General features: G+C 62.0%; 19 protein-coding genes. 7 read left to right on the top strand and 12 right to left on the bottom strand.

Features of this window, described 5'->3' with window-relative positions:
• Positions 1 to 37: 37 nt before the first annotated feature.
• Together CYG48_RS01970 and CYG48_RS01965 are read right to left on the bottom strand one after the other, a co-directional pair.
• Entirely contained in the window at positions 38 to 1,819 is a 1,782-nt protein-coding gene (locus CYG48_RS01970) for an acyl-CoA dehydrogenase (protein WP_118848849.1), read from the bottom strand.
• Positions 1,820 to 2,017: 198 nt separating this feature from the next.
• Positions 2,018 to 3,268, bottom strand: coding sequence for an aromatic ring-hydroxylating oxygenase subunit alpha (locus tag CYG48_RS01965; RefSeq protein ID WP_118851432.1), 1,251 nt, complete (start codon positions 3,266 to 3,268; stop codon positions 2,018 to 2,020).
• A 283-nt stretch (positions 3,269 to 3,551) separates the two neighbouring features.
• Here CYG48_RS01965 and CYG48_RS01960 point away from each other — a divergent pair, with 283 nt between their 5' ends.
• The 3 genes from CYG48_RS01960 to CYG48_RS01950 are packed head-to-tail and all read left to right on the top strand — an operon-like array spanning position 3,552 to position 6,624.
• Positions 3,552 to 4,157, top strand: a complete 606-nt coding sequence (locus CYG48_RS01960) for a DUF6656 family protein (protein ID WP_245450378.1) — start codon at positions 3,552 to 3,554, stop codon at positions 4,155 to 4,157.
• 33 nt (positions 4,158 to 4,190) lie between these two features.
• Positions 4,191 to 5,171 (top strand): L-threonylcarbamoyladenylate synthase, encoded by a 981-nt coding sequence (locus CYG48_RS01955; RefSeq protein ID WP_118848847.1) that lies wholly within the window; start codon positions 4,191 to 4,193, stop codon positions 5,169 to 5,171.
• 19 nt (positions 5,172 to 5,190) lie between these two features.
• Positions 5,191 to 6,624: an FAD-binding oxidoreductase gene (locus tag CYG48_RS01950; protein WP_118848846.1), complete on the top strand. Its 1,434-nt coding sequence runs from the start codon at positions 5,191 to 5,193 to the stop codon at positions 6,622 to 6,624.
• Positions 6,625 to 6,658: 34 nt separating this feature from the next.
• Here CYG48_RS01950 and CYG48_RS01945 read toward each other — a convergent pair whose 3' ends face one another.
• Positions 6,659 to 9,229, bottom strand: coding sequence for a DUF1217 domain-containing protein (locus CYG48_RS01945; RefSeq protein WP_118848845.1), 2,571 nt, complete (start codon positions 9,227 to 9,229; stop codon positions 6,659 to 6,661).
• A gap of 300 nt (positions 9,230 to 9,529) precedes the next feature.
• Between CYG48_RS01945 and CYG48_RS01940 the strand changes: the two genes are divergently transcribed.
• Positions 9,530 to 10,096 carry a DUF6101 family protein gene (locus CYG48_RS01940; protein ID WP_118848844.1) on the top strand — a complete coding sequence of 189 codons (567 nt, stop codon included), beginning with the start codon at positions 9,530 to 9,532 and terminating at the stop codon, positions 10,094 to 10,096.
• A 71-nt stretch (positions 10,097 to 10,167) separates the two neighbouring features.
• Here the strand turns inward: CYG48_RS01940 and ubiA are convergent, their stop codons facing one another.
• The 3 genes from ubiA to CYG48_RS01925 form a co-directional block, all read right to left on the bottom strand.
• Positions 10,168 to 11,115: a 4-hydroxybenzoate octaprenyltransferase gene (ubiA, locus tag CYG48_RS01935; RefSeq protein ID WP_118848843.1), complete on the bottom strand. Its 948-nt coding sequence runs from the start codon at positions 11,113 to 11,115 to the stop codon at positions 10,168 to 10,170.
• Positions 11,116 to 11,181: 66 nt separating this feature from the next.
• Positions 11,182 to 12,438 (bottom strand): SAM-dependent methyltransferase, encoded by a 1,257-nt coding sequence (locus CYG48_RS01930; protein WP_118848842.1) that lies wholly within the window; start codon positions 12,436 to 12,438, stop codon positions 11,182 to 11,184.
• Positions 12,439 to 12,606: 168 nt separating this feature from the next.
• Positions 12,607 to 14,901, bottom strand: coding sequence for a Tex family protein (locus CYG48_RS01925; protein WP_118848841.1), 2,295 nt, complete (start codon positions 14,899 to 14,901; stop codon positions 12,607 to 12,609).
• A 145-nt stretch (positions 14,902 to 15,046) separates the two neighbouring features.
• Here CYG48_RS01925 and purD point away from each other — a divergent pair, with 145 nt between their 5' ends.
• The 3 genes from purD to CYG48_RS01910 all read left to right on the top strand — a co-directional run bounded on the left by purD (position 15,047) and on the right by CYG48_RS01910 (position 18,920).
• On the top strand, positions 15,047 to 16,318 hold the full coding sequence (purD, locus tag CYG48_RS01920) for a phosphoribosylamine--glycine ligase (RefSeq protein ID WP_118848840.1): 1,272 nt from the start codon (positions 15,047 to 15,049) through the stop codon (positions 16,316 to 16,318).
• Positions 16,319 to 16,410: 92 nt separating this feature from the next.
• Positions 16,411 to 16,884 carry a plant virulence effector HPE1-like domain-containing protein gene (locus tag CYG48_RS01915; RefSeq protein ID WP_118848839.1) on the top strand — a complete coding sequence of 158 codons (474 nt, stop codon included), beginning with the start codon at positions 16,411 to 16,413 and terminating at the stop codon, positions 16,882 to 16,884.
• Between the two features lie 197 nt (positions 16,885 to 17,081).
• Positions 17,082 to 18,920, top strand: a complete 1,839-nt coding sequence (locus CYG48_RS01910; RefSeq protein ID WP_118851431.1) for a methyl-accepting chemotaxis protein — start codon at positions 17,082 to 17,084, stop codon at positions 18,918 to 18,920.
• Between the two features lie 56 nt (positions 18,921 to 18,976).
• Here CYG48_RS01910 and glyS read toward each other — a convergent pair whose 3' ends face one another.
• The 6 genes from glyS to CYG48_RS01880 all read right to left on the bottom strand — a co-directional run bounded on the left by glyS (position 18,977) and on the right by CYG48_RS01880 (position 26,531).
• A complete protein-coding gene (glyS, locus tag CYG48_RS01905; RefSeq protein WP_118848838.1) occupies positions 18,977 to 21,247 on the bottom strand; it encodes a glycine--tRNA ligase subunit beta in 2,271 nt (756 codons plus the stop codon).
• Between the two features lie 85 nt (positions 21,248 to 21,332).
• Positions 21,333 to 23,258 (bottom strand): DUF2207 domain-containing protein, encoded by a 1,926-nt coding sequence (locus CYG48_RS01900; protein WP_118848837.1) that lies wholly within the window; start codon positions 23,256 to 23,258, stop codon positions 21,333 to 21,335.
• A gap of 34 nt (positions 23,259 to 23,292) precedes the next feature.
• On the bottom strand, positions 23,293 to 24,552 hold the full coding sequence (aroA, locus tag CYG48_RS01895) for a 3-phosphoshikimate 1-carboxyvinyltransferase (protein WP_445304314.1): 1,260 nt from the start codon (positions 24,550 to 24,552) through the stop codon (positions 23,293 to 23,295).
• 108 nt (positions 24,553 to 24,660) lie between these two features.
• Complete coding sequence (locus CYG48_RS01890; RefSeq protein ID WP_118848836.1) at positions 24,661 to 25,212, bottom strand: LemA family protein; 552 nt, start codon at positions 25,210 to 25,212, stop codon at positions 24,661 to 24,663.
• A gap of 97 nt (positions 25,213 to 25,309) precedes the next feature.
• Positions 25,310 to 26,263, bottom strand: a complete 954-nt coding sequence (locus tag CYG48_RS01885) for a glycine--tRNA ligase subunit alpha (RefSeq protein WP_118848835.1) — start codon at positions 26,261 to 26,263, stop codon at positions 25,310 to 25,312.
• A gap of 76 nt (positions 26,264 to 26,339) precedes the next feature.
• Positions 26,340 to 26,531, bottom strand: coding sequence for a hypothetical protein (locus tag CYG48_RS01880; protein WP_118848834.1), 192 nt, complete (start codon positions 26,529 to 26,531; stop codon positions 26,340 to 26,342).
• Positions 26,532 to 26,545 lie beyond the last annotated feature (14 nt).

Raw genomic sequence — 26,545 nt, 5'->3', positions numbered from 1 at the left:
TCGACCAGGATGTGCGTATCGCTCACGGGAGGCTCCTTCAGGCGAGAACAGCGCGGGCAGCTTCAAGGCTCGGCGCCCCGGAGACAACGCGATCCTTGAGTGCCGAGGTTTCGGCGAGAAGGTTCTCCGCCATGAAGCGGCAAAGCGCGACGCGCTTGTCGGCGTTGCCGTCTTCCACCGGGGCAAGCGCACCCTTGGCAAGGTAACAACCGTTGAGCACGAGGCCGAAAAGACGCTGGTAAGGCGTGGCGCCTGCGAGCGCTTCCGCCACCCGGCCCTCGGCTTGCGCCTCGAGCAGCCAGGTCGTTGCCGTTTCCAGCGCCGCAAGGGCGGCCTTCAGCCGGTCGCCGGTTTCTCCAAAGGCGGCGTTGTTGGAAGCCGCAACGCGCTCAGCAATGTCGCGCAACTCCCCGATGAAGCCGCGCACCTGCTCGCCGGAGGAGAGCGGCAGCTTGCGCACGACAAGGTCGATCGCTTGGATGCCGTTGGTGCCTTCGTAGATCGGTGCAATGCGGGCATCACGCAGGTAACGCGCCGCGCCCGTTTCCTCAATGAAGCCCATGCCGCCATGCACCTGGATGCCGAGCGACGCCACGTCGACGCCGACATCGGTGGCGAAGGCCTTGGCGATCGGCGTCAGCAAGGCAGCGCGTTCACTCCAGAAGCGCGCGTCGGTGCCTTCGGTGTGGTGCGACATGTCGATCGCATGAGCGCAGGCATAGCAGATCGCGCGCGCGCCTTGCGTCAACGCCTTCATGGTGACGAGCGTTCGGGCAATATCCGGATGCTCGATGATCGGGCTCATGCCGGAGCCGGACCAGCCCGGCGCCTTGCCCTGCGTGCGCTCGTTGGCATAGGCGATGGCTTTCTGCGTTGCCGCCTCGGCAATCGCGACACCCTGCATGCCGACAGCCAGGCGCGCATTGTTCATCATCGTGAACATGCAGGCGAGTCCCTTGTTTTCCTCGCCAATGAGCCAGCCGATCGCGCCCTTCTCGGCGCCGAACTTTCCGTCGCCATAGATCATGGTGCAGGTCGGCGAGCCGTGGATGCCAAGCTTGTGCTCGATCGAATGGCAATAGACGTCGTTGCGCTCGCCGAGCGAGCCGTCGTCATTGACCAAGAACTTCGGCACCAGGAAAAGGGAAATGCCGCGGGTGCCGGCCGGGGCATCGGGAAGCCGTGCCAGCACCAGGTGGATGATGTTGTCCGCCGCGTCGTGCTCACCCCAGGTGATGAAGATCTTCTGGCCGAAGATGCGGTAGGTGCCGTCACCGTTGCGTTCTGCGCGCGTCTTCAGGACGCCGAGGTCGGAGCCGGCATGTGGCTCTGTGAGGTTCATGGTGCCGGTCCATTCGCCGGATACCATCTTGGCCAGATACTTGTCCTTCAGCGCGTCGCTGCCGTGCGCAACCAGCGCCTCGATCGCACCCATCGTCAGCGTCGGGGCGAGCGCGAAGGCCATGGAGGCGGAGTTCCACATCTCAAGCGCGGCGACGTTGAGCATATGCGGCAGGTTCTGGCCGCCGAAGGCTTCCGGTGCCGTGAGGCCGTTCCAGCCACCCTCGCGCCAGTGGCGGTAAAGTTCGGCCCAGCCGTCTGGCGTCTTCACCTCGCCGTCGGTGAGGCGCGCGCCCTGCCGATCGCCAATTTCGCCAAGCGGCGCCATCTCGTTACCGGCGAAGCTACCTGCTTCCTCCAGGATCGCATCAACGAGATCGCTACCGAGATCCCCCAGGCGCCCGCTTTCCACGGCTTCCGCCAGTCCCGCCACATGGTTGAGCGTGAATGCGATATCCTGAACCGGTGCCTTGTACATATCGAAATCTCCTCGCCTGACGCGCCGCAGCCGATCCGCGGGACCGGCTTCTCCACCTGCTTTTTACGTAAACGTAAATACAGTTGTCAATCTCGTGCGTGAGGAGCGCCAGGCCGACTGGTGATGCGGCATCCACAACAAGAAAACGGCCAAGCGAAGGCCTGGCCGTTTGCAGATGGTTGTTGGACGTCTCGCGGATCAGGCGACGATCGAAAGTTGCCCCTGCTCGCCCTCGCCCATCAGGCGGTTGACCATGAAGTTCGAATACCATTCGACAAATTGCATGACGCCGCCTTCGTGGAGATCCGAGTACGGGCCCGGCTCATAGGCCGGAGAACGGATGCCGAAGGCGTTTTCCTCGACAATCTGGCGGTCCTGGTCGTTGGTCATGTTCCAGACATGCGTCAGTTCCTCGAGGTTATAGTCAACGCCCTCGACGGCATCCTTGTGGACCAGCCATTTCGTGGTGACGGCGGTTTCCTCCGGCCCAAGCGGCAGCACGCGGAAGGAGATCGCATGGTCGCCCAGCACATGGTTCCAGGTGGTCGGGTAATGGAAGAGCAGCATCGTACCGATATGCGGGAGCGTCACATCATCCGACAGCGGGCGCGAAACGGCCGGCTTGCCGGACATGGTGTAGCTTTCCGCCTCCTCGACAAGCGGCATGCGGGCGACGCGGAACTGCCCGCTTTCATGCATCTGGAAGGTGCTGGGCAGGCCCGCCGCCTCGCAACGTTTCCAGTGATCGGCAATTACTGGGTCATCCGCCGCGCCCTGGACACCGGTTGCCGTTGGCGCTTCCGGATAAGTCCGGCAAAGCTCCGGATGGTTCGCGGCGCAATGGTAACACTCGCGATTGTTTTCCCAGACGAGCTTCCAGTTGCCCTTTTCAATGATGGTCGACTGGTGGGCGACTTTCGCTTCGGTCAGGCGATGCGGCGCGAGATAGGGTTCGATCTGCGCCCGTACCGGCGCGAAATCCGGCGCTTCATTTGCAAGGCAGATGAAGATATAGCCGCCGACGCTTTCGCAATGGACCCGCTTCATGCCGTATTGCGACTTGTCGAAGTCGCTACCCATCTGGCGGCCGACGAGCAGCGAGCCGTCGAGTTCATAGGTCCACTGATGGTAGGGGCAGACAAGCCGAACCGCCGAGCCATGCTCCTTGGTGCAGACGCGGCTTCCGCGGTGCCGACAGGTGTTGTGCAGCGCGCGGATCTGCCCATCGCGTCCGCGCACCACGACCACCGGATAATCGCCGATCTGCAGGGTGAAATAGCTGCCGTTCTTCGGGAGTTCGCAATCATGGCCGACGAACAGCCAGTCACGGTACCAGAGCATTTCCATATCGAGCTTGAAATAGGCCGGGTCGGTATAGAACGATTGCTCGAGGCTGAAGCCTTCGCGGCGGTTCTTGAGCTGCCGCATCACCTGACTGCGAAATTCCATCTTCCGGTTCCCAAAATGCGCGGCAAAGGGTCCGGGACGACCGCGGCGTTCCGCCTGGCCTGCCTCGCCGAAAATCACCGCGACCGATAAATCCTGTTCCCCACCCGGCGCGGATATAACCACCCGACGGATCTGTCGCATAGGCGACAATGCGACATCGGACACTGCAATGACGACGGCGTGTTTTTGTCGTTGAAGGGTGTGTCTCCAGCCCCGCAAAAGGAAGGGGTGGCAAGAAGGTCGCTACGGTTTTGATCGCAGCATGAACAGGAGCTATGTCGCCGTGCAGCCCAGCGCAAAGATCAGGTATTTCGATGCTCCTGCGCCTTCGGCTGCAAACCAGCCGGCGCCCAAACCTGCCAAACATTCCGAGTTCCTGCGCACCGGCCGGATCTACCGGGCGCGCAGCACGTGGTCGCCGGAAGAGCGGCGCTACCTGACGCATGAGGAGGTCGCCGAGCGCACCGGCCAGGTGCTGCAGGCTGCCGCCGAAAAGAGCCACGAGCGGATCAACGGCTTCCATCGCTCGATCCAGTTTCCCAAGATCATCTTCCACCGCACGCTGGATGAGCGGCCGCACCTTGGTTACTGCCATGTGACGGCGGCACGCACGCTGCTCGCCCGCCTGCCGGTGAGCTGGTCCTTCTACATCGCCAACTTTTCCGGCCAGATTGGCGAAGACACCTTCTTCGAGCGGATCAGCCCGGCGAACGGCCGCATGTATTTTGCCGTGGCGCTCACCGGCGAGCCAGGCAAGCTGCAGATCAACCGCTCGATCCGCAAGAACGGTGTGCTGTTCCAGACCAGCGACCCCAAGGAAGCCGTCAAGAACGTGCTGATGTTGGGGACCTCCAGCGAAGAGCTTCGGGAAAAGATCAAAAAGCTTTGAAGCTGGCCCGGTCCGCGTTATTCACAGGCGGACATGACGGCAGACATCATCGACATCAGAACAGACCGCGACCACGGCATCGAGGCAGCCTGCCAGGTGCTGGGCGAAGGCCTACCCGTGGCAGTGCCGACCGAAACAGTCTACGGGCTTGCGGCCGACGCGACCAATCCGAGCGCGATCACACGCATCTACGAGACCAAGGGCCGGCCACGCTTCAACCCGCTCATCTGCCACATGGCGGATCTCGCCATGGCCGAGCACTACGCCGTCTTTGATCCGATATCGCGAAAGCTGGCGGAGACCTTCTGGCCGGGGCCGCTGACGCTCATCCTGCCGCTGAAGCCGGAGAGCGGCATCCATGCGCTGGCGACAGCGGGCCTCGATACGGTCGGCATCCGGGTGCCGAAGGGTTTCGCTTCCGATCTCATTCGGGCCTTCGGAAAGCCGCTTGCGGCGCCAAGCGCCAATACGTCCGGCAAGATCAGCCCGACGCGTGCCCGGCATGTAGCGGATGACCTTGGGGAAAAGCTGAAGCTGGTGATTGATGGCGGCACCGCGCCGGTCGGCGTGGAATCGACCATCGTGCGGGTGGAAGGAGACACGATCCGATTGCTGCGGCCGGGCGGCATCGCGGCCGAGGAGATCGAGAAGATTACAGGGACCGCGATCGAGCGACCGAAGGGTGCTGCGGCGATCATCGAGGCGCCGGGCATGCTTGCCTCCCATTATGCTCCGGGCGCACAGGTCCGCCTGCAGGCGACCGAGGCCAAGGCCGGGGAAACGTTGATCCAGTTCGGTCCCGAGGCCGTTCGCAACTCGAACGAGGCCGCGGCGATGTTCAATCTCAGCCCTTCCGGTGACCTCGCCGAGGCGGCGGCCAATCTTTTCGACATGCTGAAGCGCGCCGATGCGACCGGAGCGCGGGTCATCGCCGTGGCACCAATACCCAATCATGGCCTTGGCGAAGCCATCAACGACCGCCTTTCGCGTGCGGCCGCGCCGCGCGATACCTAGCCGACAGAAGGAGGAGCCTATGGACATTCCAGGACCGCGACCGGAGCTTCTCGATCGTTTCGCCGCCATTGTCGGCGCCAATCATGTGCTGCGCGACCCGAATGACCTCGCGCCGCATCTGGTGGAAGGGCGTGGGCTGTACCGGGGCGCCTCCCCAATGCTCCTGAAGCCCGGTTCGACCCAGGAAGTTTCCGCAATCCTCAAACTCGCCAGCGAAACCGGCACGCCGATCGTACCGCAGACCGGCAATACGGGGCTTGTCGGCGGCCAGACGCCGCGCGCCGAAGGCACCGACCTGATCCTTTCGCTGGAGCGGATGAACCGCATTCGTGATGTCGATCCGGTTGCGAATGTTCTGGTTGCGGATGGCGGCGCGATCCTGGCGGATGTCCAGAAGGCCGCAGAAGCCGTCGACCGCCTGTTTCCGCTGTCGCTCGGATCGGAAGGCTCCTGCCGGATTGGCGGCAACCTTTCCACCAATGCCGGCGGCACCGCCGTGCTTGCCTATGGCAACATGCGCCAGCTCTGCCTGGGGCTGGAGGTCGTGCTGCCGACTGGTGAAATCTGGGACGGCCTGCGCCGGCTGAAGAAGGACAATACCGGTTATGACCTGCGCGATCTGTTCATCGGCGCGGAAGGTACGCTCGGCGTCATCACCGGCGCGGTTCTGAAGCTGTTCCCGCAGCCGCGCGGCCACCAGGTCGCGATGGCAGGCGTCAATTCGCCGGAGGATGCGTTGCAGCTGCTGGAGACCGCTTCCACCTTGTGCGGCACTTCTCTCACCGGCTTTGAGCTGATGCCGCGCATCGGCATAGAGTTCTCGGTTCGCCATACCGAAGGTGTGCGCGACCCGCTGTCCGATCCGCATCCGTGGTATGTGCTGATCGACATCTCGACATCGGACTCCGCCGAAACAGCGGAGCGCATGATCCAGACGCTGCTGGAGGCGGGCTTAGACAGCGGGCTGATCCGCGATGCTGTGATTGCTTCCTCGGTCGCGCAGCAAAAGGCGCTCTGGCACATGCGCGAAAGCCTGTCGGATGCCCAGAAGCCGGAAGGCGGCTCTATCAAGCATGACGTTTCGGTGCCGGTTTCGAAGATCCCGGCTTTCATGGCGGAAGCGGACAAGGCCGTGCTCGAAGCGGTTCCGGGTGCACGCATCTGCGCCTTCGGCCACCTGGGCGACGGCAACATCCACTACAACATCTCCCAACCGGTCGGCGCCGACAAGGCGGATTTCCTCGCCAAGTGGCGGATGATCAATGACATCGTCCACCCGATCGTGCTGGCTGCCGGTGGCTCGATCTCGGCCGAACATGGGATCGGACAGTTGAAGCGGGACGAGCTCGCGCATATCCGCTCACCGATCGAGATGGACCTGATGCGGCGCATCAAGATGGCCTTCGACCCGGCCGGCATCATGAACCCCGGCAAGGTCGTCAGCGTCCCGTAGCGGGACCCTCGGGCCCGGATGATGCGCTAGAGGGCTAGCGCATCTTCAGCTGCGAAAGTGCCCAGAGCGTGTCGGCGCTGATGCTGCCGCTCGTGCCGCCCAGGATGTCGACGGCACCGGAACTGATCACCTGGTTCTCGATGTCGTACATCATGGTGAAGCGCTGGACGAGCTTCTTGAGCTTCACCGGATCGCTCAGGTCTTCCAGGTTGAGCTTGCTCTTGACGAGTTGCGCCTGCTTGTCGACATCCATGCTGCCCATTTCGGCGGGCATGCTGAAGGTGACGCGGAAGAACTCCAGCAGCGCCTCGTCGCCGAGGATGACGTAAGGGTCAGTGATGCTGTCGGCCATGCGCTCGAAATAAAGCGCCAGGCGCACGCCCGGGTTTTCCTCGCCTTGCTCAGTCTCCAGCAACTGCCGCACATACATGCTTTGCGTGGTGATGACCTCGCCGCCGTTCTGCACGTTACCAGCGGCCCGGCGATCGATTTCGCCATCCGGCAGGAAGTTGAACGTGCCGACGAGCTGCGCAAAACGCTTGTCAGCCTGGATGTTGACGAAGCTCTTCGTATCCGAAAGGTCTGAATCGAAGGCCTTCTTCAGGAAATCGTCAGTGACGGTTTCCGGATCGATGCCCTTCGAAAACAGCAGGATGTCGAGCAGCTTGCGGTCCGCCAGGAGCTCCGACTTGTTCTCGATGCGCTGAATGGTGTCGGTGTAATACTTCGCTTCCGCCTGCGCCTTGGTCTTGGCTGCTTCGAGCTCATCCTTTTCGAGATAGCGCGTCTTGCGCAGGATGTAGTCCTTGGCGATGTTGGTGATGGTCGCGTTGGACTGCGCCATGACGGGCGTGGTTATCAAACCGTCCGGGGCGAAGTTGAACAGCTTCGCAAGCTTGACGAGGCGCGGATCCTTCAGCGTGTAGATGTAGCTCTTGGGGTCGGAAAGATCGCTCTTCAGCGCGTTCCGAAGCTTCAGGTCGGAGTAGGTCGACAGCTCGATGCCGACGGCCTCCAGCGCAAAGTTGAGGCTGGTCCGGCCCGAGCCGAATAGATCGTTGACCGACTTGAGCGCGGCCATGTCGAGCTTGTAGAACTGGATGCTCTTCTCTGTCGCAGCTTCCTGCTTGTCGTCCCAGCGGCTCATATAGCCGTCGCGGGTCGCCGAGGTCTGTGCTTCGGTCTGGGCGTTGCCGGCAGCGACGGTACCGTCCGCCTGGAAGTTGAAGGCGTTGTAGAGCGCGCGGTATTGCGGACGCGTTTCTTCATATTGCTCTACGATGCCGCCGTCGTTCGCCAGGATACGCTCGATCGTTGACGGGACGATATAGCTTTCGTCGAGACCGTAGGCGACCTTCACATACTGCAGCAGCCGCGGGTCGTCCGTGATGTCGGAAGCCTTGGTGATGGTCGGGAGCTTCTTCTCGAAATACTCCTGATTATACATTGCCTCGGCACGGGTGGTGCGTGTCTGGGAGCTGAAATAGCCGCCAACCAGTTCATCGATCTTGTCGTCCGTGATGAAGCCGCCGGGCGGCACCGAACCATCCGGGTTGAAGTTGAAGTCATTCGCCAGCACTTCCATGAACTGGAAGAACGGGATCTTGTCGACCGATGCATTGATGATCTCCTGCAGCGCTTCGCGGCGCGCTTCCGTCTGGTCGACCGGCACAAGGCGCGAGTTGAGCTCCGTCAGGCGCGTGTTATAGCGGTCGAGTTCGGCCTGGTCGCTGAGGAGCCCGGCTTCGGTCGCGGCAAGGCTCGCCTGCAGCGCGTCCAGTTCCTGCTGCAGCGCCGAGGTGTCGCCGGTGGCATTGTCGATCTCGTTCTGCTTGGCGGCAATCTGCGCCATCAGGTCGGTGCGCGTCGTCTGTCCTGTCTGGATGGTGTCCTGCAGGGCGGGAAGCGCGATGATGATCGTGGCGCGCTCGGCAAGCTCGCCATCCTCCGTGCGCGCCGCGCGGTAACCCGCAAGCTCGTTGCCATATGCCTGGTTGAAGAAGCTCGACGGATCGTTCGGATCGCTCACCATGGCGCCGCGGATGGCATCGCGGTTGTAATATTTCGCGTCATAATCGTAGGCGCGGAACAGGTAATCACGCAGGCGGTCGTTGGCGAGAAGCTCGTCGACGCTGTTGATATTGCCCAGCGTGCCGAGCATGACCTTGAAATAGCGGGTGTCCTCGGCCGTCGTATCGTTCAATGCTGCGACAGTTTCGTCGTAGGTCTCGAACAATTCATCCATCTGGCCGTTCGACTGGGCGGCAGCAGTCCCCCCGGCTGCCCCAAAATTGAACGCCGCGGCGATGTTCTTGTAACGCTCGTCCGTCAGGCGGTTGGCAAACGAGTTCTCGTCGCTGAGGTCGCTTTCGAACACCTTCTTCATGAAGGCCTTGGCGTAGATCATCTCTTCCAGGCCGTGCGCCTTCATGGCGTAGGAATAAAGCCGGTAATCGCCCAGGAACTCGTCCAGGTTTTTCACCTTGCCGATATTCTCCTGGTAATACTTGGTATCGTTGGCCACCATCGTCTGGCCGGAGATGCGGCCGAGGCTCTTCTGGATATCGCGATTGACGAGATCGAAGGTGAGATAGGTCGATACCATGACGAGGCCCTGCGAGTCGGAATGATGCTGTGGCAAGCATTGCCGACCAGCCTTGCCCGGGGCTTTCAAGCCGGCGGCACCGCCTCAAGTCGATGATTAGACTGCATTTTCTGCACCTGATTTACTTTGGAGAAACCCAACTCCGATCGGTTTTGATAACCATCGACCGAGGCAAACTTTCCTTAACCGCGATTTTTAAGCAGTTTTGGAAGGGCGGCTCCTATGCTCCAGCCATCAGAGGACAAAAGTCCCGCACGAGATACCGGCAACGGCTCTCAGGTAAAACAAGGGTAGCATTGGATGAGCAATACCGTTCTGAAGCCCGTATGGGCAGGGTCGACATTGAGGCTCGATCCGTCTCGTTTCCCGCAGCAAATCACGTATGCGCTGCGCGAGACATCAGGAGATGTCACTATTACCATCGACGAGCGCGGCGCTGTGCTGCGCAAGATCCTTCCGACCAGCGGCCTGCCGCTGTCGTTCGCCCTTCCCGCTCGCGCCTTCAAGGGCGTTGCTGCGAGAGCCATTGATCACGGAGACGGCGAAGTCACCGTGACGCTTGAACTGCACCACGACGATCCGGGTCTCTGCATCCCGCTTTTGGTGGCGCACGACCTTTGCGATATCGCAGCCGACTGGCGCAGCTGGTCGGATGCCTTCCGCATTCCGATGCTGATGGTGGAGGCCGACGGCGTTGCCCGGCCGCTGGAAAACCATTTCGGAGACGTGCGCTCCACCCGCACCGCTCCGCGTCGCCGCCATTCCTACTTCGCGGCACGGCGGCCGCGCTTCCTTGTCCGTCGCACGACCGGCAATCTCGGCGTGACGATGCGGATCGAAGGCAAGGAAATCATTGCACGGCGCTAGGCTTTCTGTCCCTTTGTCCAGCGTGTAATGCAATGAAAAGCCCGACCGGCAGCGGTCGGGCTTTTTCGTTTCTAGAAGAGCAGCGAAACGGCAAGCCCTGCAAAGATGATGGCGCCGACCCGGCTGTTCGACCGGAACAGTTCGACGCACTGGTCGCCGTTGTCGATATCGAGCACTGCCACCTGCCAGGCAAACATGCCAGCGGCGATGAACAAGCCGAGATAGCCGAGGAAGCCGATACCGGCGGCCGCGAAGGCGAAGAGGAGGAACAGCAGCGTCAGCCCGTAAAGCCCGATCAGCCAGGCCTTCGTATCTTCGGCGAAGAGGCGTGCCGTGGAGCGAACGCCGATGAGTTCATCATCTTCCTTGTCCTGGTGCGCATAGATCGTGTCGTAGCCGATCGTCCAGGCGATGGCCGCAAGGTAGAGCCAGATGGCCGCCCAGGACAGGCTGCCGAAGACGCCCGCCCATCCCATCAACGCACCCCAGGAAAAAGCTAGCCCAAGGAAGAACTGCGGCCAGTCGGTGAAGCGTTTGGCAAAGGGATAAATGGCAACGATCGCCAAGGAGACGATGCCGAGCGCGATCGCAAAGCCATTGAACTGCAGCAACACCAGCAAGCCGACGAGCGCCTGCAGCGCAATGAACACCTTCGCCTGGAAGCGCGTGGCGCGACCTGACGGCAGCGGCCGCGACCGCGTGCGCGCCACTTCCATGTCGATCTTGTGGTCAACGAGGTCATTATAGGTGCAGCCCGCGCCACGCATCGCGACGGCGCCTATGAAAAACAGCACCAGGTGCCCGATGAACTGACCGGGCGAAAACGCCCCCAGATCCTTGGCCGCATTGGCGGCGAGTGCTGCGGACCAGAAGCACGGCCACATCAGCAATTGCCAGCCGATCGGACGGTCCCAGCGGGCGAGTTGCGCGTAAGGCCACAGGTTGCGCGGCAGCACCCTGTAGACCCAGTTGTTGGAAGGCGCGTCGGCAACGCGACCGGAAAGATGAATGTCGGACATAACCGGTTCTACCGCCCGGTTTAAGGCAGGGTCAAGCAGCCGCGCGGGCTGCCCGACGCTGCCTCCTCACACGGCGATCCTGTCGAGCGGGATGCGCTGCTGCTCGAACGCCTTCAGTTCCGCCTCGCGCTCGTAGATATAGTTGCGGTTGTCCGGCACCGCTGTGCGCTTCTTGACGATCTGCATCTGGAAGATGAAGAACGCCTCGTGGGTGAACGCCATCTCGGAGCCGGCGAGATAGAACTCCCACATGCGCACGAACCGCTCGTCGTAGATTGCCGCGGCCTTTTCCTTGTTCGCCATGAAGCGCTCACGCCAATGGCGCAGCGTGTAGGCGTAGTGCATCGGCAGGATCTCGATGTCGGAGACGAGCAGCCCGGCCTTCTCGATCGCCGGCATGACTTCCGCGATCGACGGGATATAGCCGCCGGGGAAGATGTATTTCTCGATCCAGGGATTGTTGTAGATCGCCGGGTATGGCTGGCCGATCGAATGCAGCACCATGACGCCGTCATCGGCGAGCACGTCGTTCACCTTGTTGAAGAACTTGCGGTAGTTCAGTCGCCCGACATGCTCGAACATGCCGACCGAAACGATGCGGTCATACTTCGTCGTCTTTGGCAGGTAATAATAGTCCTGCAGCTCGAAACGAACGCTATGGGCAAGGCCACGCTTGGCTGCCCGTTCGCGCGAGATCTTCAACTGCTCGGTCGACAGCGTTATGCCGGTGACGTCGACGCCGGAGGATTCCGACAGATACATCGCCATGCCGCCCCAGCCGGAGCCGATTTCCAGTGCCTTCTGGCCCGGTTCGGCCAGGAGCTTCGCCACGATGTGCCGCTTCTTGGCTATCTGCGCTTCGTCGAGCGAGATGCCTGGCGGGTTGAAATAAGCGCAGGAATATTGCCAGTCCTCGTCGAGGAAGAGCGAAAACAGCTTTTCGTCGAGATCATAGTGATGGGCAACATTGCGCCGGTTGTGGTTGATCGGCACCCGATTGCGAAACTGGGAGACGATCATGCGCCTGATGCCGTTGAGCACCATGCTCAGCGTCAGGCCTTCTTCCAGCGTGTTGTCCTTGATCAGCGCGAGGAACTCGTAGACATCGCCTTCCTCGACCACGAGGCGCCCGTCCATGTAAAGCTCGCCAAGCTGGAGTTGCGGATCTCGGACCAGCGCCCGTTCCGCCGCCTCGTCCGTGAACCTGATGGCGACCCGCCTGCCTCCACCATCCCCGTAGTGTTGCTCTCCACCCGAGCCGCGGACGGTCAGGCTGCCGGTCTTGATGATCTTGCTGAGAAGGGTGTGAAGGGACGAGGCCATAGACTCACCTCCGAAAGTACTAAGGTTGCCTTATCAATTTAACCTAGCGTGTTCCTGAAGACATGCAAGCACGTCCCCGCCCCGAAAATGACATAAAAAAGCAGGTCGTCAAACCCTTGGCCGACAACCTGCATCTTCTGGTAGATAATCGTGAAACGTGTGGCGGAATCAGCGCCGCTTTAAAGCTTCCGCGAGTGCGGCACCGAAAGCGCCCTGCGAGGCCGGTTTTTCCGTCTTCATGAATTTCTTGTTCGCCGGAGCGCCACGATCGCCCATCCGCGGCGGTGGCGCCTCGCTGCCATCCTTGCGCATCGTCAGGCCGATTCGCTTGCGCTTCACGTCGACCTCGACAACGCGAACCTTCACGACATCGCCTGCCTTCACCACTTCATGCGCGTCCTTGATGAACCGGTCGGCAAGCTGCGAGACATGGACGAGACCGTCCTGGTGCACGCCGATATCAACGAAGGCGCCGAAGGCGGCGACATTGGTGACGGTGCCTTCCAGCATCATTCCGGGCTTCAGATCCTGGATCTCGTTGACGCCTTCCGCAAAGGTAGCGGTCTTGAAGCTTGGACGCGGGTCGCGTCCCGGCTTTTCGAGCTCAGCGATGATGTCCTTGACTGTCGGAAGGCCGAAGCGTTCGTCAATGAACCTCCGCGGATCAAGCGCCTTCAAGGTCGCGCTGTCGCCCATCAGCGAGCGAAGGTCGCGACCGCAGGCAGCGACGATCTTCTTGGCAACATCGTAAGCCTCGGGGTGCACAGCGGAGGCATCGAGCGGCTCCTTGCCGTTCGGGATGCGCAAGAAGCCAGCGGCCTGTTCGAAGGTGCGGTTGCCGAGGCGGGCAACCTTGAGCAGATCGCGGCGGCTGGAGAAGGCGCCGTTCTGGTCGCGATGGGCAACGATCGCTTCGGCGATCGAGCGGCTGAGACCGGAGACGCGTGCCAGAAGCGGCGCAGAGGCCATGTTGACGTCGACGCCGACGGCATTCACCGCATCTTCGACCACGGCATCGAGCGAGCGGGACAATTTTCCCTGGTCCACGTCATGCTGGTATTGACCCACGCCGATTGATTTCGGCTCGATCTTGACGAGCTCCGCCAGCGGATCCTGCAGGCGGCGCGCGATGGAGACGGCACCACGCAAAGATACATCGAGCTGCGGAAACTCTGCCGCAGCCGTCTCGGAAGCCGAATACACCGAGGCGCCCGCTTCAGAGACGATCACCTTGGTGGGCTTCTGGCCCGGCAGCGCCGCCAGCATGTCCGCCACCAGCTTCTCCGTCTCACGGCTGCCGGTGCCGTTGCCGATCGCGATCAGCTCGACATTGTGCTTGCGGATGAGCGCAGCAAGTTCTGCCTGGGTGCCGCGCACATCGTTCTTAGGCGGGAACGGATAAACGGTGGTGGTTTCGAGGAGCTTGCCCGTTGCATCCACCACGGCGACCTTGACGCCGGTACGGATGCCGGGATCAAGCCCTATGGTCGGGCGCGAGCCGGCGGGTGCGGCAAGCAGCAGGTCCTTAAGGTTTCGCGCGAAAACGTGGATCGCTTCCTCTTCGGCCCGTTCGCGGAGTTCGCGCATCAAATCGAGCGACAGGGAGACCGAGAGCTTCACACGCCAGGTCCAGCCGGCGACGTCCATCAGCCAGCGATCTGCCGCACCCCGATCGCGGATGTCGAAGGCAGCGGCGATGATCCGCTGGGCGGGCTTCACCGGCGATGGATCGTCGGCATCCACCTCGATCGTCAGGGTGAGAACTTCCTCATTCCAGCCACGCAGCATCGCCAGCGCGCGGTGCCCCGGCGCCGTTGCCCAGCGCTCCGAGTGATCGAAGTAATCGGCGAACTTGGCGCCCTGCTCCTGCTTGCCATCGACCACCTTGGCGCGCAGCATCGCGCCATTGCGCATGTGCTGGCGCAGCTTGCCAAGCAGATCGGCATTTTCGGAAATGGTTTCGGCAACGATGTCACGCGCGCCTTCAAGCGCCGCCTTAACGTCGGCAACGTCACCCGTGACATAGGGCGCCGCAAGCAGGGCCGGATCCGCCGTGCGATCTGCCCAGAGCGCTTCGGCCAGCGGCCCCAGCCCACGCTCGCGAGCGATTTCCGCACGCGTCCGGCGCTTGGGCTTGTAGGGAAGGTAAAGGTCTTCGAGTTCCGCCTTGGTGGTCGCCTTGCCGATCTTGGCGGCCAGCTCATCGGTCAGCTTGCCCTGGCTGTTGATGGAATCGATGATCGAGGCACGACGCGCTTCCAGTTCGCGCAGGTAAACCAGCCGCTCGGACAGGGTGCGCAGCTGCGTATCGTCAAGGCCACCGGTGACTTCCTTACGATAACGGGCGATGAAGGGTACGGTGGCACCTTCGTCGATCAGCCCGATTGCAGCAGCCGCCTGTTCGGGACGGGCATTGATTTCGGCAGCGATCGCGGTGGCGAGAAATCGGTTATCGGCGGCCATGCGTATCCTCGTTCATTTTGGAGGCGCGACCATAGTCAAACTTTGCGGCAAGGCAACGCTTCAAGGGTGCGATTCCACAGGCTGGCAACTTGACCTTTGCCTCCCCTCCCCTTAACCGCCGAGGACGGCAGCGAAAGGGTGCAACATGAAGCTTCTCTTGATTGGTTCGGGTGGACGAGAACACGCGCTGGCATGGAAGCTGGCCCAGTCGCCAAAGCTCAGCAAGCTTTATGCCGCGCCGGGCAATCCCGGCATCGCCGACCATGCAGAACTCGTTGCGCTCGACGTCGAGAACCATGACGCGGTGCTGACGTTTTGCCGCGAGACCGGGATCGATCTCGTCGTGGTTGGACCAGAGGCGCCGCTGGTGGCAGGCTTGGCCGATGTGCTTCGCTCCGCCGGCGTCCTTGTCTTCGGCCCTTCCGCCGCAGCCGCACAGCTTGAAGGCTCGAAGGGCTTCACCAAGGATCTCTGCGCCCGCTACGACATCCCGACCGGCGCCTATCGCCGCTTCACCGACGCCGCTTCCGCCAAAACGTATGTCGAGGAACAAGGCGCACCGATCGTCGTCAAGGCGGATGGCCTTGCGGCCGGCAAGGGCGTCACCGTTGCCATGACTATCGAAGAAGCGCTTGCCGCCATCGATGACTGCTTTGACGGTGCCTTCGGCAGCGCCGGCGCAGAAGTCGTGGTCGAAGCCTATCTCGACGGCGAAGAGGCGAGCTTCTTCTGCCTGTCGGACGGCAAGACGGCGCTGGCGCTTGCGACCGCGCAGGACCACAAACGTGTTGGAGACGGTGACACCGGCCCGAATACCGGCGGTATGGGCGCTTATTCCCCTGCCCCGGTGATGACCGACGAAATGGTGGCGCGCACGATGACCGAGATCATCGAGCCTACGATCCGCGGCATGGCGGAAAGCGGTTATCCGTTCACCGGCGTCTTCTTTGCCGGGCTGATGATCACCGCCAAGGGCCCGGAACTCATCGAATACAATGTCCGCTTCGGCGATCCGGAATGCCAGGTGCTGATGATGCGGCTGAAAAGCGACCTGCTTGACCTGCTCTACGCGGCCGCGACCGGAACGCTCGACCAGGTGCAGGCCGAATGGCACGATGACGTGGCGCTGACGGTCGTCATGGCATCGAAGGGTTATCCCGGTTCCTATGACAAGAACACACCGATTGCGCATCTGCCTGCAGGTGGCGATGGCGCCAAGATCTTCCATGCCGGCACGGCCTTGAAGGGCGACCAACTGGTGACAACCGGTGGGCGCGTGTTGAACGTCACTGCGACGGGCAAGACCGTCGGCGAGGCGCAGGCACGAGCCTATGCGCTCCTCGACCAGGTGAAGTGGGACAACGGCTTCTGCCGCCGCGATATCGGCTGGCGTGCGATTGCGCGCGAAGGCCGCTAACGACGCAGTTCATTCAAAATTTACTGTTTTTCCTGACGGGATCGAAAGGAAACCCTGCTTAGCTCCGCAAAGGGCTTAACGGGGATTTCGTCATGCGTATCGTCCTGGCTATGGCAGTGGTTTTATCCGGCGGCACAGCGCTCGCTTCGTCGATCACCAGTGTCGGCGGCGCGCCGTCGTCTGCGACGAGCATCGTCGTCAAGGCCTGCACGCATTGCGTCGCCGAGCCTGCGAAGGCAGACTCTGGCAGCTACGTGGTGCCCGAACTTGCGGCCGGCACCCAGAAGATTGAAGTAATCGAGATGCACGGCGAAAAGAGGCTTGTGCGAACGGAGGCCTGGTTCGGCGGCTCGCCGGTGGTCTATGTCAGCAAGGTCCCAGGCTGGATGCAGGACAGTGCGGTTGCCGAAACCGGTCCTGACCAGCCTGTCCCAGCCGAAGCACAGTCTGCGACCGCTGTGCCTACGAAAGACGGTATCGACGAAGACGCCACGACCAGCGCCGTCGAATCCGCGGCTGCTCCCCAGGCTATACTCATGGGCGACGTAGAACTGCGGGTAAACTAACAACACCAGCAAACACAGTCGAAAGTCGCATGGGCCAGCGCTGCGGCTGAGGCCTATTTCAGCATATCATTAAATCTTTGTTCAAGTTGAGCTTTCATTGTTGCTGCAGTGCAATGCAGCACCTTGTCGCGCAGGAAGCGCTCTCGCCTCTTCGTCTTCGGCGTGCGCCGAAGTTCCTGTCCTTGAAAGTTCCCAACATGAAGAATTTGAAGATATCACACCAGCTGATATTTCTGACGATCGCGCTGGTGCTCGCGTTTGCGGTCGCGTCGTTCTTCCAGATCCGCTCCTCCATCAACACGATGTTCGACGAGCGCTACGGCATGCTGCGCACGCAGGTCGAATCCGCGTTCTCCATCCTTGAAGGCTTCCACAAGAAGCAGCTATCGGGCGAACTGACCGAGAAGGAAGCCAAGGCCCAGGCCTATGCGGCGCTTTCGAGCGTGCGTTTTGAGCCGGACGGCTACCTCTATGGATATGACTACAACCACGTCCAGGTCTTCCACGGGATCAAGGACGACAGCGGCAAGAGCTTCAAGGACGTCCAGGACAAGACCGGCAAATACCTTGTCCGCGATGTCGTTGAGCAGGCCCGCAACGGCAAGGGACGCGCCGACTTCTACTGGACGAAGCCCGGCCAGCCGGCTGATGCCACATTCTTGAAGGGCGGCTATTCGAAAGCCTTTGAGCCGTGGCAGGTGGCTGTCGGAACCGGCGTCTACCTTGATGACCTGCAGGCGCAGGCACGCGCCGCGATCTGGCGGGCAGTGTCGTCCGGCGCTGCCATCACGCTGATCGGCATCCTGTTTGCGCTACTCCTGATCCGCAACATCACCAAGCCGCTTGCCGCCGTTCACAAGGCGCTGGAAGCGGTGGCCGATGAAGACGTAGACACGGCGATCCCGCATACTGAAATGCGCAACGAAGTGGGCATGATGGCAAAGGCCACGAAGGCGCTGCAGGAGAAGGTGCGCGAGCGGCACGCCATGGCCGAACGCGAGGAAAGCCAGAAGCGGGAGCTCGATCGCGAGCGCCAGCAGAACGCCGACCTGCAGCAGAAGGACGCAGCAGCGCAGGCGCGCGTCGTCGCCACCATTGGCGAAGCGCTCGAAGCGCTCGCGACCGGCGACCTCACCGTTCGCTGCAGCGATCTTGGCCCGCGCTACGAGACCTTGCGCCACAACTTCAACGACGCGCTGGCGCGGCTGGAAGCAGCCATGGCCAAGGTCAATGCCAAGGGCATCGACATCGGCGGCTCCAAGGAAGAGATCCGCCGCGCCTCCAACGAGCTGTCGCAGCGCACCGAGCGCCAGGCGGCAAATCTCGAGGAAACCTCCGCGGCGCTCGACGAACTGGCGGTCACCGTGCGCCAGACGGCCGAAGGCGCCCATGAGGCTTCGCAGCGTGTGACATCTGTCAGCTCTGAGGCCAGCCGTTCGGATCTCATCGTCGCACAGGCCATCGAGGCGATGGGCGGTATCGAGCAGTCGTCCGGCGAGATCTCCAAGATCATCGGCGTGATCGACGACATCGCCTTCCAGACCAACCTCCTCGCGCTCAACGCCGGCGTGGAAGCCGCGCGTGCAGGTGACTCCGGCAAGGGTTTTGCAGTCGTTGCGCAGGAAGTGCGCGAACTGGCACAGCGTTCGGCCGCGGCGGCCAAGGAGATCAAGGACCAGATCTCACGCTCGTCGGGCCAGGTGCAGAACGGGGTTCGCCTGGTGGGTGAAGCCGGGGAAGCGCTGAAGCGGATTTCCGACCAGGTGAAGGTGGCCAGCGAGATCGTCGGCAAGATCGCCCACTCCGCTTCCGAGCAGGATACGACCCTGCGGTCGATCTCGTCTTCGCTTAACCAGCTCGACGCCGCCACCCAGCACAATGCTGCGATGGCCGAAGAGACCACGGCTTCCGCCGAGGCGCTGGCAACCGACACGGACGAGTTGCTGAACCTGATCCGCGGCTTCCGCATCGGCCAGGTCGAAAGCGCCTCGAGCAGCCTGCACCAGATGGCCTACCAGATGCGCAAGGCGAGCTAAGCAGGGAACAGGATGATCGTTGAGAGCCGCCGGGTGATAAGCCCGGCGGTTTTCTTTTACCCGGAGATCTTCGAGAAGTCGGCAACCGTGGCGGTTGCTTCGCGGATGGCCTTCAAGAGCGCCAGGCGATTGGCCCGCACGACCACGTCCTCGTCGACAACCAGGACATCCTCGAAGAAGCGGTCGACCGGTGCGCGAAGCTTGGAGAGGGCTTCCATGGCTGAGCGGAAATCTTCCTTGGCGATCGCTCCGGAGGCTTCCCTGGACGCCGTCTGGACGGCCGCCCAAAGCGCCTTTTCTGCGTCGAGCTTCAGAAGCTCGTCCGCCACGCCATCGGCAACCACGGTGCCCTTTTTCTCCTCTGCGGCGAGAAGCTGCACGGCACGCTTGGTGCCGGCAAGCAGGTTCTTACCGTCTTCAGAGGTGATGAAGGCCGTCAGCGCTTCCACGCGGCGAGCAACCATCAAGAGATCGTCGGCTTCCGGGGTCAGCACGGCATCGATCAGGTCGTGACGGGCGCCCATGTCGCGCAGATAAACCTTGAGGCGATCGTGGAAGAAGGACAGGAGGTCGGCCACGACATCCGCATGCCCGCCAACAACCGGGAAGGTCTCATTGATATAGCTGTTGTCTTCGACGGCGCTGCCGCCTTCCGATGCTTCGACGGTTGGGGCACCACTGCGGCCAGGCAAGGCCTTTTCGAAGACTTCGAGGAGGTTCAGGCGAAGCTTACGCTCCAGCAGGATACGCACGATACCTAACGCTGCACGGCGCAGCGCAAACGGGTCCTTCGAACCAGTCGGCTTCTCGTCGATCGCCCAGAAGCCGACGAGCGTGTCGAGCTTGTCGGCGAGCGCCACCGTTAGGCCAACCTTGTTTTCCGGCAGGCGATCGGAGGGGCCGTTCGGCTTCCAATGATCCTCTATGGCAGCGGCGACGGACGCATCCTCGCCCTGCAGCAGCGCATAACGACGACCCATCAGGCCCTGCAATTCCGGGAACTCGCCGACAGCCTCGGTGCGCAGGTCCGCTTTGGCAAGCACGGCAGCGCGGTCAACAAGCGCCGGATCGGCACCGGCGATCGGTGCAAGGTAGCCGGCAAGCTTGCGGATGCGGGCAACACGCTGGCCCTGGCTTCCGAGCTTTGCATGGAAGGTAACGTTCAGCGCGTCGAGCTTCGCCATGCGCTGGTCGAGCGGCTTGGCGAGATCAAGGTCGAACTTTTCGGCCGAGGCGCGCAGCGTCTCGAGGTCCGGAAGATCACCCTGGTCGCGGGTCCAGAAATGCTTGGCGTCCGACAGGCGCGCGCGCACGACCTTGCCGTTACCGTGCATGATTTCCTTGCCGCCATCCTTCGCCTCGATGTTCGACACCAGGATGAAGTGGTTGGAAAGGCCCTCGCCAGACTGCGGCCGGGTGACGAAGCACTTCTGGTTCGTCTTGATGGTGAGGCGGATGATCTCGGAGGGGATTTCCAGATATTCCCGCTCGAACTCGCCCATCAGCACATGCGGCCATTCGACGAGGCCGGACACCTCTTCCAGAAGGCCTTCGTCCTCGACAAGCTCCAGACCGTTTGCGAAGGCGAGATCGCGCGCATCATGAAGGATCACGTCCTTGCGGCGCTCGGCATCGAGCATGACCTTCGCCTTCTCGAGGCTCGCCACATAGTCATCGAAGCGGCGCACGGTGATCGGCTCCGGCGCATGGAAACGGTGGCCGTAGGTCACGTTGCCGGCAGTCAGGCCATCAATTTCGAAGGGGATGACCTGCGTTTCGTCGTGCTCCGGTCCGAAGACGCAGACAATCGACTGCAACGGGCGCACCCAGCGCATGCTTTCCGAGCCCTTGCCCTCGACGCCCGCAAAACGCGCGCCCTTCGGCATGGAAGCCGCGCCCCAGCGCATCGACTTCGGCCAGGGGAAGGTGCGGATGATGCCGGGCATGACATCGGCGATGATCTCTTCGGCGGCGCGGCCGGGACGCGAGATGACGGCGACATAGAAGTCACCCTTCTTCGGGTCGCTGACGACCTGCGCCTCGGAAACAGATGAAAGGCCTGCCTTGCGCAGGAAGCCCTGCACCGCCTGCTCCGGCGCCTTTGTCGACGGGCCCTTGATTTCTTCGCGCTGGTCGGCCGAACGGGCGGTGAGCCCTCGGATATCAAGCGTTAGGCGGCGCGGTGTCCAGTACTCCCGCGCCCCTTCATAGGTCAGCCCCGCATCCACGAGCGCATCGGTCACAAGCTTTTTCAGATCTCCCGCCGCCTTGCGCTGCATGCGCGCGGGGATTTCTTCGGAGCGAAGTTCAAGAAGCAAGTCGGGCATGATGTAGGTCTTTGCGCTCAGAGTGACGTCGCGGCGGACTTAGCAAGCCTGTCACCAAAAGTCATCAATGGATTGGCAAAAGTGGCTACCAGCCGCCACCGCCGCCGCCGCCGCCCCCTCCTCCCGAGAAGCCGCCGGAGAAACCGGAAGAGGACGACGAGGAGCTCGATTCCGGCGCGGGGATGGTCGAGGCGATTGTGGACGCCATGGAAGACGAGAAGCCGCCAATCCGATCGCCGAGGCTGCCATGAGAGGAGCCACTGTACCAGCCGGGCTGGTAGGAGGCCGCCGCGGCGCCCGCGACAGCGGATGCGAGCCAGGTCTCGAAGGTATCGCTCCACGGTTTTTCAACACCCAGCGCCACCGCATAAGGCAGCAGTGTCTCGTAATGCTGCGGCGACATGGTCGGTGCGCCGGCCATGTTCATGCGGTCCTTTTCGGCGAGTGTCAGATAGATGCGCAAGCCTTCGATGCCATCCATCAACTTGCGACCCAGCGGCGTCGGCGCACCCATCAGGAAAAAGAAGATGACGTTGATCAGCACAATGCCGCCAACTGCAACCAGGATCGGCCAGTGATCGGGACCTGCAAGATCGGATATTGCGACAAGGATCGAGGAGGCAATCGAAAGCCCGACAAAACCAAAGAAGCCGAAGATGACGACCGTGAAGATCTTCGCCGCGAGGCTGCGCTTGCGCTTCAGATTTTTCCCAAAGGACACGGCGATCGTGCCGAACATGACCGCGAATATCGCCGGAACGACCAGAAGCACGATCAGTTCTTCATCGAGGTCGCCGAAGACGACGAGCGCGAAGATGGCAAGCAGCGTGAGCGCCACGCCGCCTGCGATATAACCCTGGTTGCCGAGGTAATATTTGCCGCGATGCTCGCGTTCGATCGCCTGGCGGAACTTCTTGCCGACGGATTCAACCGCAGGCCCGTTTTCCTTGTTGATGGTCAGGCTTTGCCCGTTTTCGTCCAGCGCGGAAAGAAGGGCGGCCTGGCCGACCGGCAGCCCCTTCGTGGACGCCTTGTTGGTGCGGGTGATGACGATGCTGTTCTTGAGATCGGACAGGGTGACAAAGCCCTTGACCGCAAGATCGAGCGCACTGGCGGAAAAGGCCGTCCAACCGCTTTCGGAAAAACCCTTGTTGTCGACATAGTTCACCAGCGCAGGAGACAGGCCGTCTGGCGCATCCCAGCGCGGCACGACGACGCCGCGTGGAGGATCGCGCCCGACGCGTCTCCAGACAAAGAGGTAATAGAGAAATACGGCGACCAGTCCGCCAATACTCAGAATGCTGCCGGCATTGTCGCGCCACCACCATTCGCTTTCCTGGCTTTCACTGGGTTCGGCAACGATCCCCTTGGGAAAGCCCGCAACAATGGTCAGACCTTCTTCGGCACCCAGCGGGCGCGTCGTGGCGAAGACAGCCTGGTTGCCGCTTGTGCGCGCGGTGGCGTTGCGGGCGCTTGATCCCTGGGCACCTGTATAAGCCTCGACATCCGTAACGCGACCGCTCGGCAATGTTACCCGCGCCGAGGCTTTCGCAATGCGGAACTGCCAGAAATTCCCCGTGGCGTTCCAATAGAGTTCGTCGTGATCGTCAAAGAAGCGGATCTGCCGGTCGGTCCTGTAGGTGAAGACATAGGTGTGCTCCCCACGGCTCAACACCGTGTCCTCGGAGCCCGCATAGATCCGGATGCCGCCGGAGATCGTTTCGGTGTGGAACGGCTCGTCCTCGCCATTGCGGGTGACGGATTCCATCTCGAAGCCGACCTTCAGCTTGCGCCCCTCGGCATCCAGCATGGTGAGCGGGAAATCACGGAAGATCCCGCGCCGGATCCGGTTGCCCTCCGCGTTGACCGTGATGGTCTCGGTCACCGTCAGGTCGCCGTTCTCGGCAATCTCGATGTCGGAATGGTAGGCGCGGATGAATTCTTCGGCACGCGCCGGTACCGCTACGAGCGCGAGACTGAACGCCAACCAGACGACCGAAAACCACCGCATTGCCAACCTTCCAGTACGGCTTCTGCCGCTGCGTTTATTGGATATCCGTGTAAGACACGCCGAGCGAGGACAGGACGTCCCAATAGCTCGGGAAGGTCTTTGCCACGCAATCCGGATCCAGGATCGTGATGCCGCCGATCTTGAGGCCTGCCAGGGCAAAGCTCATGGCGATCCGGTGATCGGCAAAGGTATCGATCGCGGCCGGCAGCACCTGTCCGGCAAGAGCAGGGTCCGAGAACACGATGAGGTCATCGCCCTCCTCCCGCGCCAGTCCATCGCGGATGGCGTTCAGCCCGAGCGAAAGCGCCCGGATGCGATCGCATTCCTTGACGCGGAGGTTGGCGATGCCAACGAAGCGCACGGGCTGCTCGTTGAAGGCCGCAAGGACGGCAAGGGTCGGCACGGCATCTTGCATCTGCGAGCCGTCGATCTCCGCCGGCATATGCGGGAACTGGCGGATGATGTCGTATGCCTTCGCGTCCGGCTGGGTAAATTCCTCGTTGGCGACGCCGAGGTCGATCTTGCCGCCGGTGAGCACTTCCGCTGCCCAAAGATAGGTTGCGGCCGAGGCATCCGGCTCGACGATGAAATCTGCGGCACGATAGCCCGTCGGCTGGATGCGCCAGGACGATGGCGACGTCTGCTCCGCTTCAGCCCCAAACGCGCGCATGGCCGCGAGCGTCAGGTCGATGTAACCGCGTGCGCCGATATCGGCACCGGCAAGTTCGATGGTGAAGGGCGCCGAACTGCAGGCGGCCGCCATCTGTAGCGCCGAAACATATTGGCTGGAAAGCCCGCCATCGATGACGACCCTGTCGCTTGCGAAGGCACCTGTCGCGTCTATCGTCACCGGAGGGCAGCCCGTCGGCGCCTCGGCCTTGACACCGAGCGACTGGAGCGCGTCGACTAGCGGCTTGATCGGGCGCTTGCGCATATGCTCATCGCCATCAACGACATAACGGCCGTTGCCAAGCGCCAGTGCGGCGGTGAGGAAGCGGGTCGCGGTTCCGGCATTGCCAAGGAAAAGCGGCGCGGCCGGCGGCTTGAGCTGCCCGGTGCTCGTCACCACAAAACTCGTGGCATCCGGTTCATCCACCACGACGCCCATGGCGCGAAGGGCGTCCGCCATGTAGCGCGTGTCATCGCTTTTTAGCGCGCCCGTCAGCCGGCTCGTCCCCTTCGCAAGCCCCGCCAGAAGCAGCGCGCGATTGGTGATGGACTTCGAGCCCGGCGGAATGGCGCGGCCGATCAACGGCTTGCCCGGTGGTACGACGGTGAGTTTGGCTCTGCCCATGATGATTGCTTCTTCTGCCACTGGCGGCGCGCTCCAGCCCGGCCGGAGGCACCTAGTTCCCTTCCTCGCCGCTCTTAGACGGTGGCGAGGCGAAGGCCAATGCGTGACCTAGAACTTGACGCTCGGAACGGCGCGGTCGGCTTCGTTGGTGATCTCGAAATATTCCTTCTTCGAGAACCCGAACTGGCCGGCGATGAGGTTGTTGGGGAAGCTCTCGACCCTGACGTTCAGGTCGCGCGCGGCGCCATTGTAATAACGGCGCGACATCTGGATCTCGTTTTCCAGGTTTTCGAGCGAGGCCTGAAGCTCCGCGAAATTCTGGTTTGCCTTGAGGTCGGGATAAGCTTCCGCCAGCGCAAAAAGCTTGCCGAGCGCCTGGCCGAGCAGGCCTTCAGCCTGGGCACGACCTGCAACATCGCCCGCCGGTACGGCCTGCGCCTGGTTGCGCAGCCGGACGACCTCTTCAAACGTGCTCTTTTCGTGGGAGGCGTAGCCCTTCACCGTCTCGATCAGGTTCGGGATCAGGTCGGCGCGGCGCTTCAGCTGCACGTCAATGCCGGACCAGGCTTCCTCCGCCATCTGGCGAGCCTTGACCAGGCCGTTATAGATCATAACGACATACAGCGCGACGGCGACAAGAATGCCGATCAAGATATACATGCGCGATTCCCCCAGATATGCGCCCCATTCCGCGCGGAAACTAGCCACACTTTCGCAAGGCGGTCAAACAACGCGAAGTTGGTAAAGCCACGCCTCCTCAGGCGGCCTGGCCGAAGCTCGCCCCACCTGCATCGGTGAGCAGGAAGGCCTCGCCGCAAGCCTTGGCGAGCGTGCGCACGCGCAGGATATAGCTCTGGCGTTCCGTGACCGAGATAACGCCGCGGGCATCCAGCAGGTTGAAGACGTGGCTTGCCTTGATGCATTGGTCATAGGCCGGGAAGACGCATTTGTGCAGCATCTGATTGGCGCTGGAGCCGGGTGCGCCGGCAGCGAGCAGCGCCTGGCACTCCTTCTCGGCATCCTCGAAATGACGATGCAGCATGGCAGTATCGGCATATTCGAAATTGTGCCGTGAATATTCCTGCTCGGCCTGCAGGAAGACATCGCCGTAGGAGATCTTCTCTTCGCCTTCGCGGCCGTTGAAGTTCAGGTCGTAGACGTTGTCGACGCCCTGGACATACATGGCAAGGCGTTCAAGGCCGTACGTCAGTTCGCCGGCAACCGGCGAACACTCGATGCCGCAGACCTGCTGGAAATAAGTGAACTGCGACACTTCCATACCGTCGCACCAGCACTCCCAGCCAAGGCCCCAGGCGCCGAGCGTCGGGCTTTCCCAGTCGTCCTCGACGAAACGGACGTCATGCAGGAGCGGATCAAGCCCGATTGCCGCGAGCGAACCGAGGTAGAGTTCCTGCAGGTTCGGCGGGTTCGGCTTCAGGATGACCTGGTACTGGTAATAGTGCTGCAGGCGGTTCGGGTTTTCGCCATAACGGCCGTCCGACGGGCGACGCGACGGCTGCACGTAGGCAGCCTTCCACGGCTTGGGGCCCAGCGCGCGCAGCGTGGTTGCCGGATGGAATGTACCGGCACCGACTTCCATGTCGTAGGGCTGCAGCACCGCGCATCCCTTGTCCGCCCAATAGTTATGGAGAGCGAGGATCAGACCCTGGAAGGAACGGGTCGGCGACATGTGATCGGGTACTACGGTCATGGCAATATCTTCAGTTGAAGGATGCGGACGAGTGCCACGCTCCATGCCACCGGTCAAGGTTTAAAGCCTGTCCGGCTTAATCCTCTTCCTTCTTCACCCGGTACTCGCCGGTGACCGGATCCTTTTCCAGCGTGCCCATGGCACCGGTGCGACGTTCGGTTTCCTCGCGGCGGGAACGGGATGCCAGCCGCTCGGCATCCCTGATGAACTTCTTGTAGAGCAGCCACCCTCCGCCGATGAGGATGATCATGAAAATGAGTTGTGCCATTCCCCTTGAAATCC

It is taken from the genome of Neorhizobium sp. SOG26 (assembly GCF_003491345.1).
In the GTDB taxonomy this organism is placed as follows: domain Bacteria; phylum Pseudomonadota; class Alphaproteobacteria; order Rhizobiales; family Rhizobiaceae; genus Neorhizobium; species Neorhizobium turbinariae.
This window is presented reverse-complemented; position numbering and strand designations above follow the sequence as displayed.

Coding starts and splice junctions, on each gene's coding strand:
- CYG48_RS01970 (WP_118848849.1), bottom strand. CDS start 1,819: ATGTACAAGGCACCGGTTCAGGATATCGCATTCACGCTCAACCATGTG.
- CYG48_RS01965 (WP_118851432.1), bottom strand. CDS start 3,268: ATGGAATTTCGCAGTCAGGTGATGCGGCAGCTCAAGAACCGCCGCGAA.
- CYG48_RS01955 (WP_118848847.1), top strand. CDS start 4,191: ATGACGGCAGACATCATCGACATCAGAACAGACCGCGACCACGGCATC.
- CYG48_RS01950 (WP_118848846.1), top strand. CDS start 5,191: ATGGACATTCCAGGACCGCGACCGGAGCTTCTCGATCGTTTCGCCGCC.
- CYG48_RS01945 (WP_118848845.1), bottom strand. CDS start 9,229: ATGGTATCGACCTATCTCACCTTCGATCTCGTCAATCGCGATATCCAG.
- CYG48_RS01940 (WP_118848844.1), top strand. CDS start 9,530: ATGAGCAATACCGTTCTGAAGCCCGTATGGGCAGGGTCGACATTGAGG.
- ubiA (WP_118848843.1), bottom strand. CDS start 11,115: ATGTCCGACATTCATCTTTCCGGTCGCGTTGCCGACGCGCCTTCCAAC.
- CYG48_RS01930 (WP_118848842.1), bottom strand. CDS start 12,438: ATGGCCTCGTCCCTTCACACCCTTCTCAGCAAGATCATCAAGACCGGC.
- CYG48_RS01925 (WP_118848841.1), bottom strand. CDS start 14,901: ATGGCCGCCGATAACCGATTTCTCGCCACCGCGATCGCTGCCGAAATC.
- purD (WP_118848840.1), top strand. CDS start 15,047: ATGAAGCTTCTCTTGATTGGTTCGGGTGGACGAGAACACGCGCTGGCA.
- CYG48_RS01915 (WP_118848839.1), top strand. CDS start 16,411: ATGCGTATCGTCCTGGCTATGGCAGTGGTTTTATCCGGCGGCACAGCG.
- CYG48_RS01910 (WP_118851431.1), top strand. CDS start 17,082: ATGAAGAATTTGAAGATATCACACCAGCTGATATTTCTGACGATCGCG.
- glyS (WP_118848838.1), bottom strand. CDS start 21,247: ATGCCCGACTTGCTTCTTGAACTTCGCTCCGAAGAAATCCCCGCGCGC.
- CYG48_RS01900 (WP_118848837.1), bottom strand. CDS start 23,258: ATGCGGTGGTTTTCGGTCGTCTGGTTGGCGTTCAGTCTCGCGCTCGTA.
- aroA (WP_445304314.1), bottom strand. CDS start 24,552: ATGGGCAGAGCCAAACTCACCGTCGTACCACCGGGCAAGCCGTTGATC.
- CYG48_RS01890 (WP_118848836.1), bottom strand. CDS start 25,212: ATGTATATCTTGATCGGCATTCTTGTCGCCGTCGCGCTGTATGTCGTT.
- CYG48_RS01885 (WP_118848835.1), bottom strand. CDS start 26,263: ATGACCGTAGTACCCGATCACATGTCGCCGACCCGTTCCTTCCAGGGT.
- CYG48_RS01880 (WP_118848834.1), bottom strand. CDS start 26,531: ATGGCACAACTCATTTTCATGATCATCCTCATCGGCGGAGGGTGGCTG.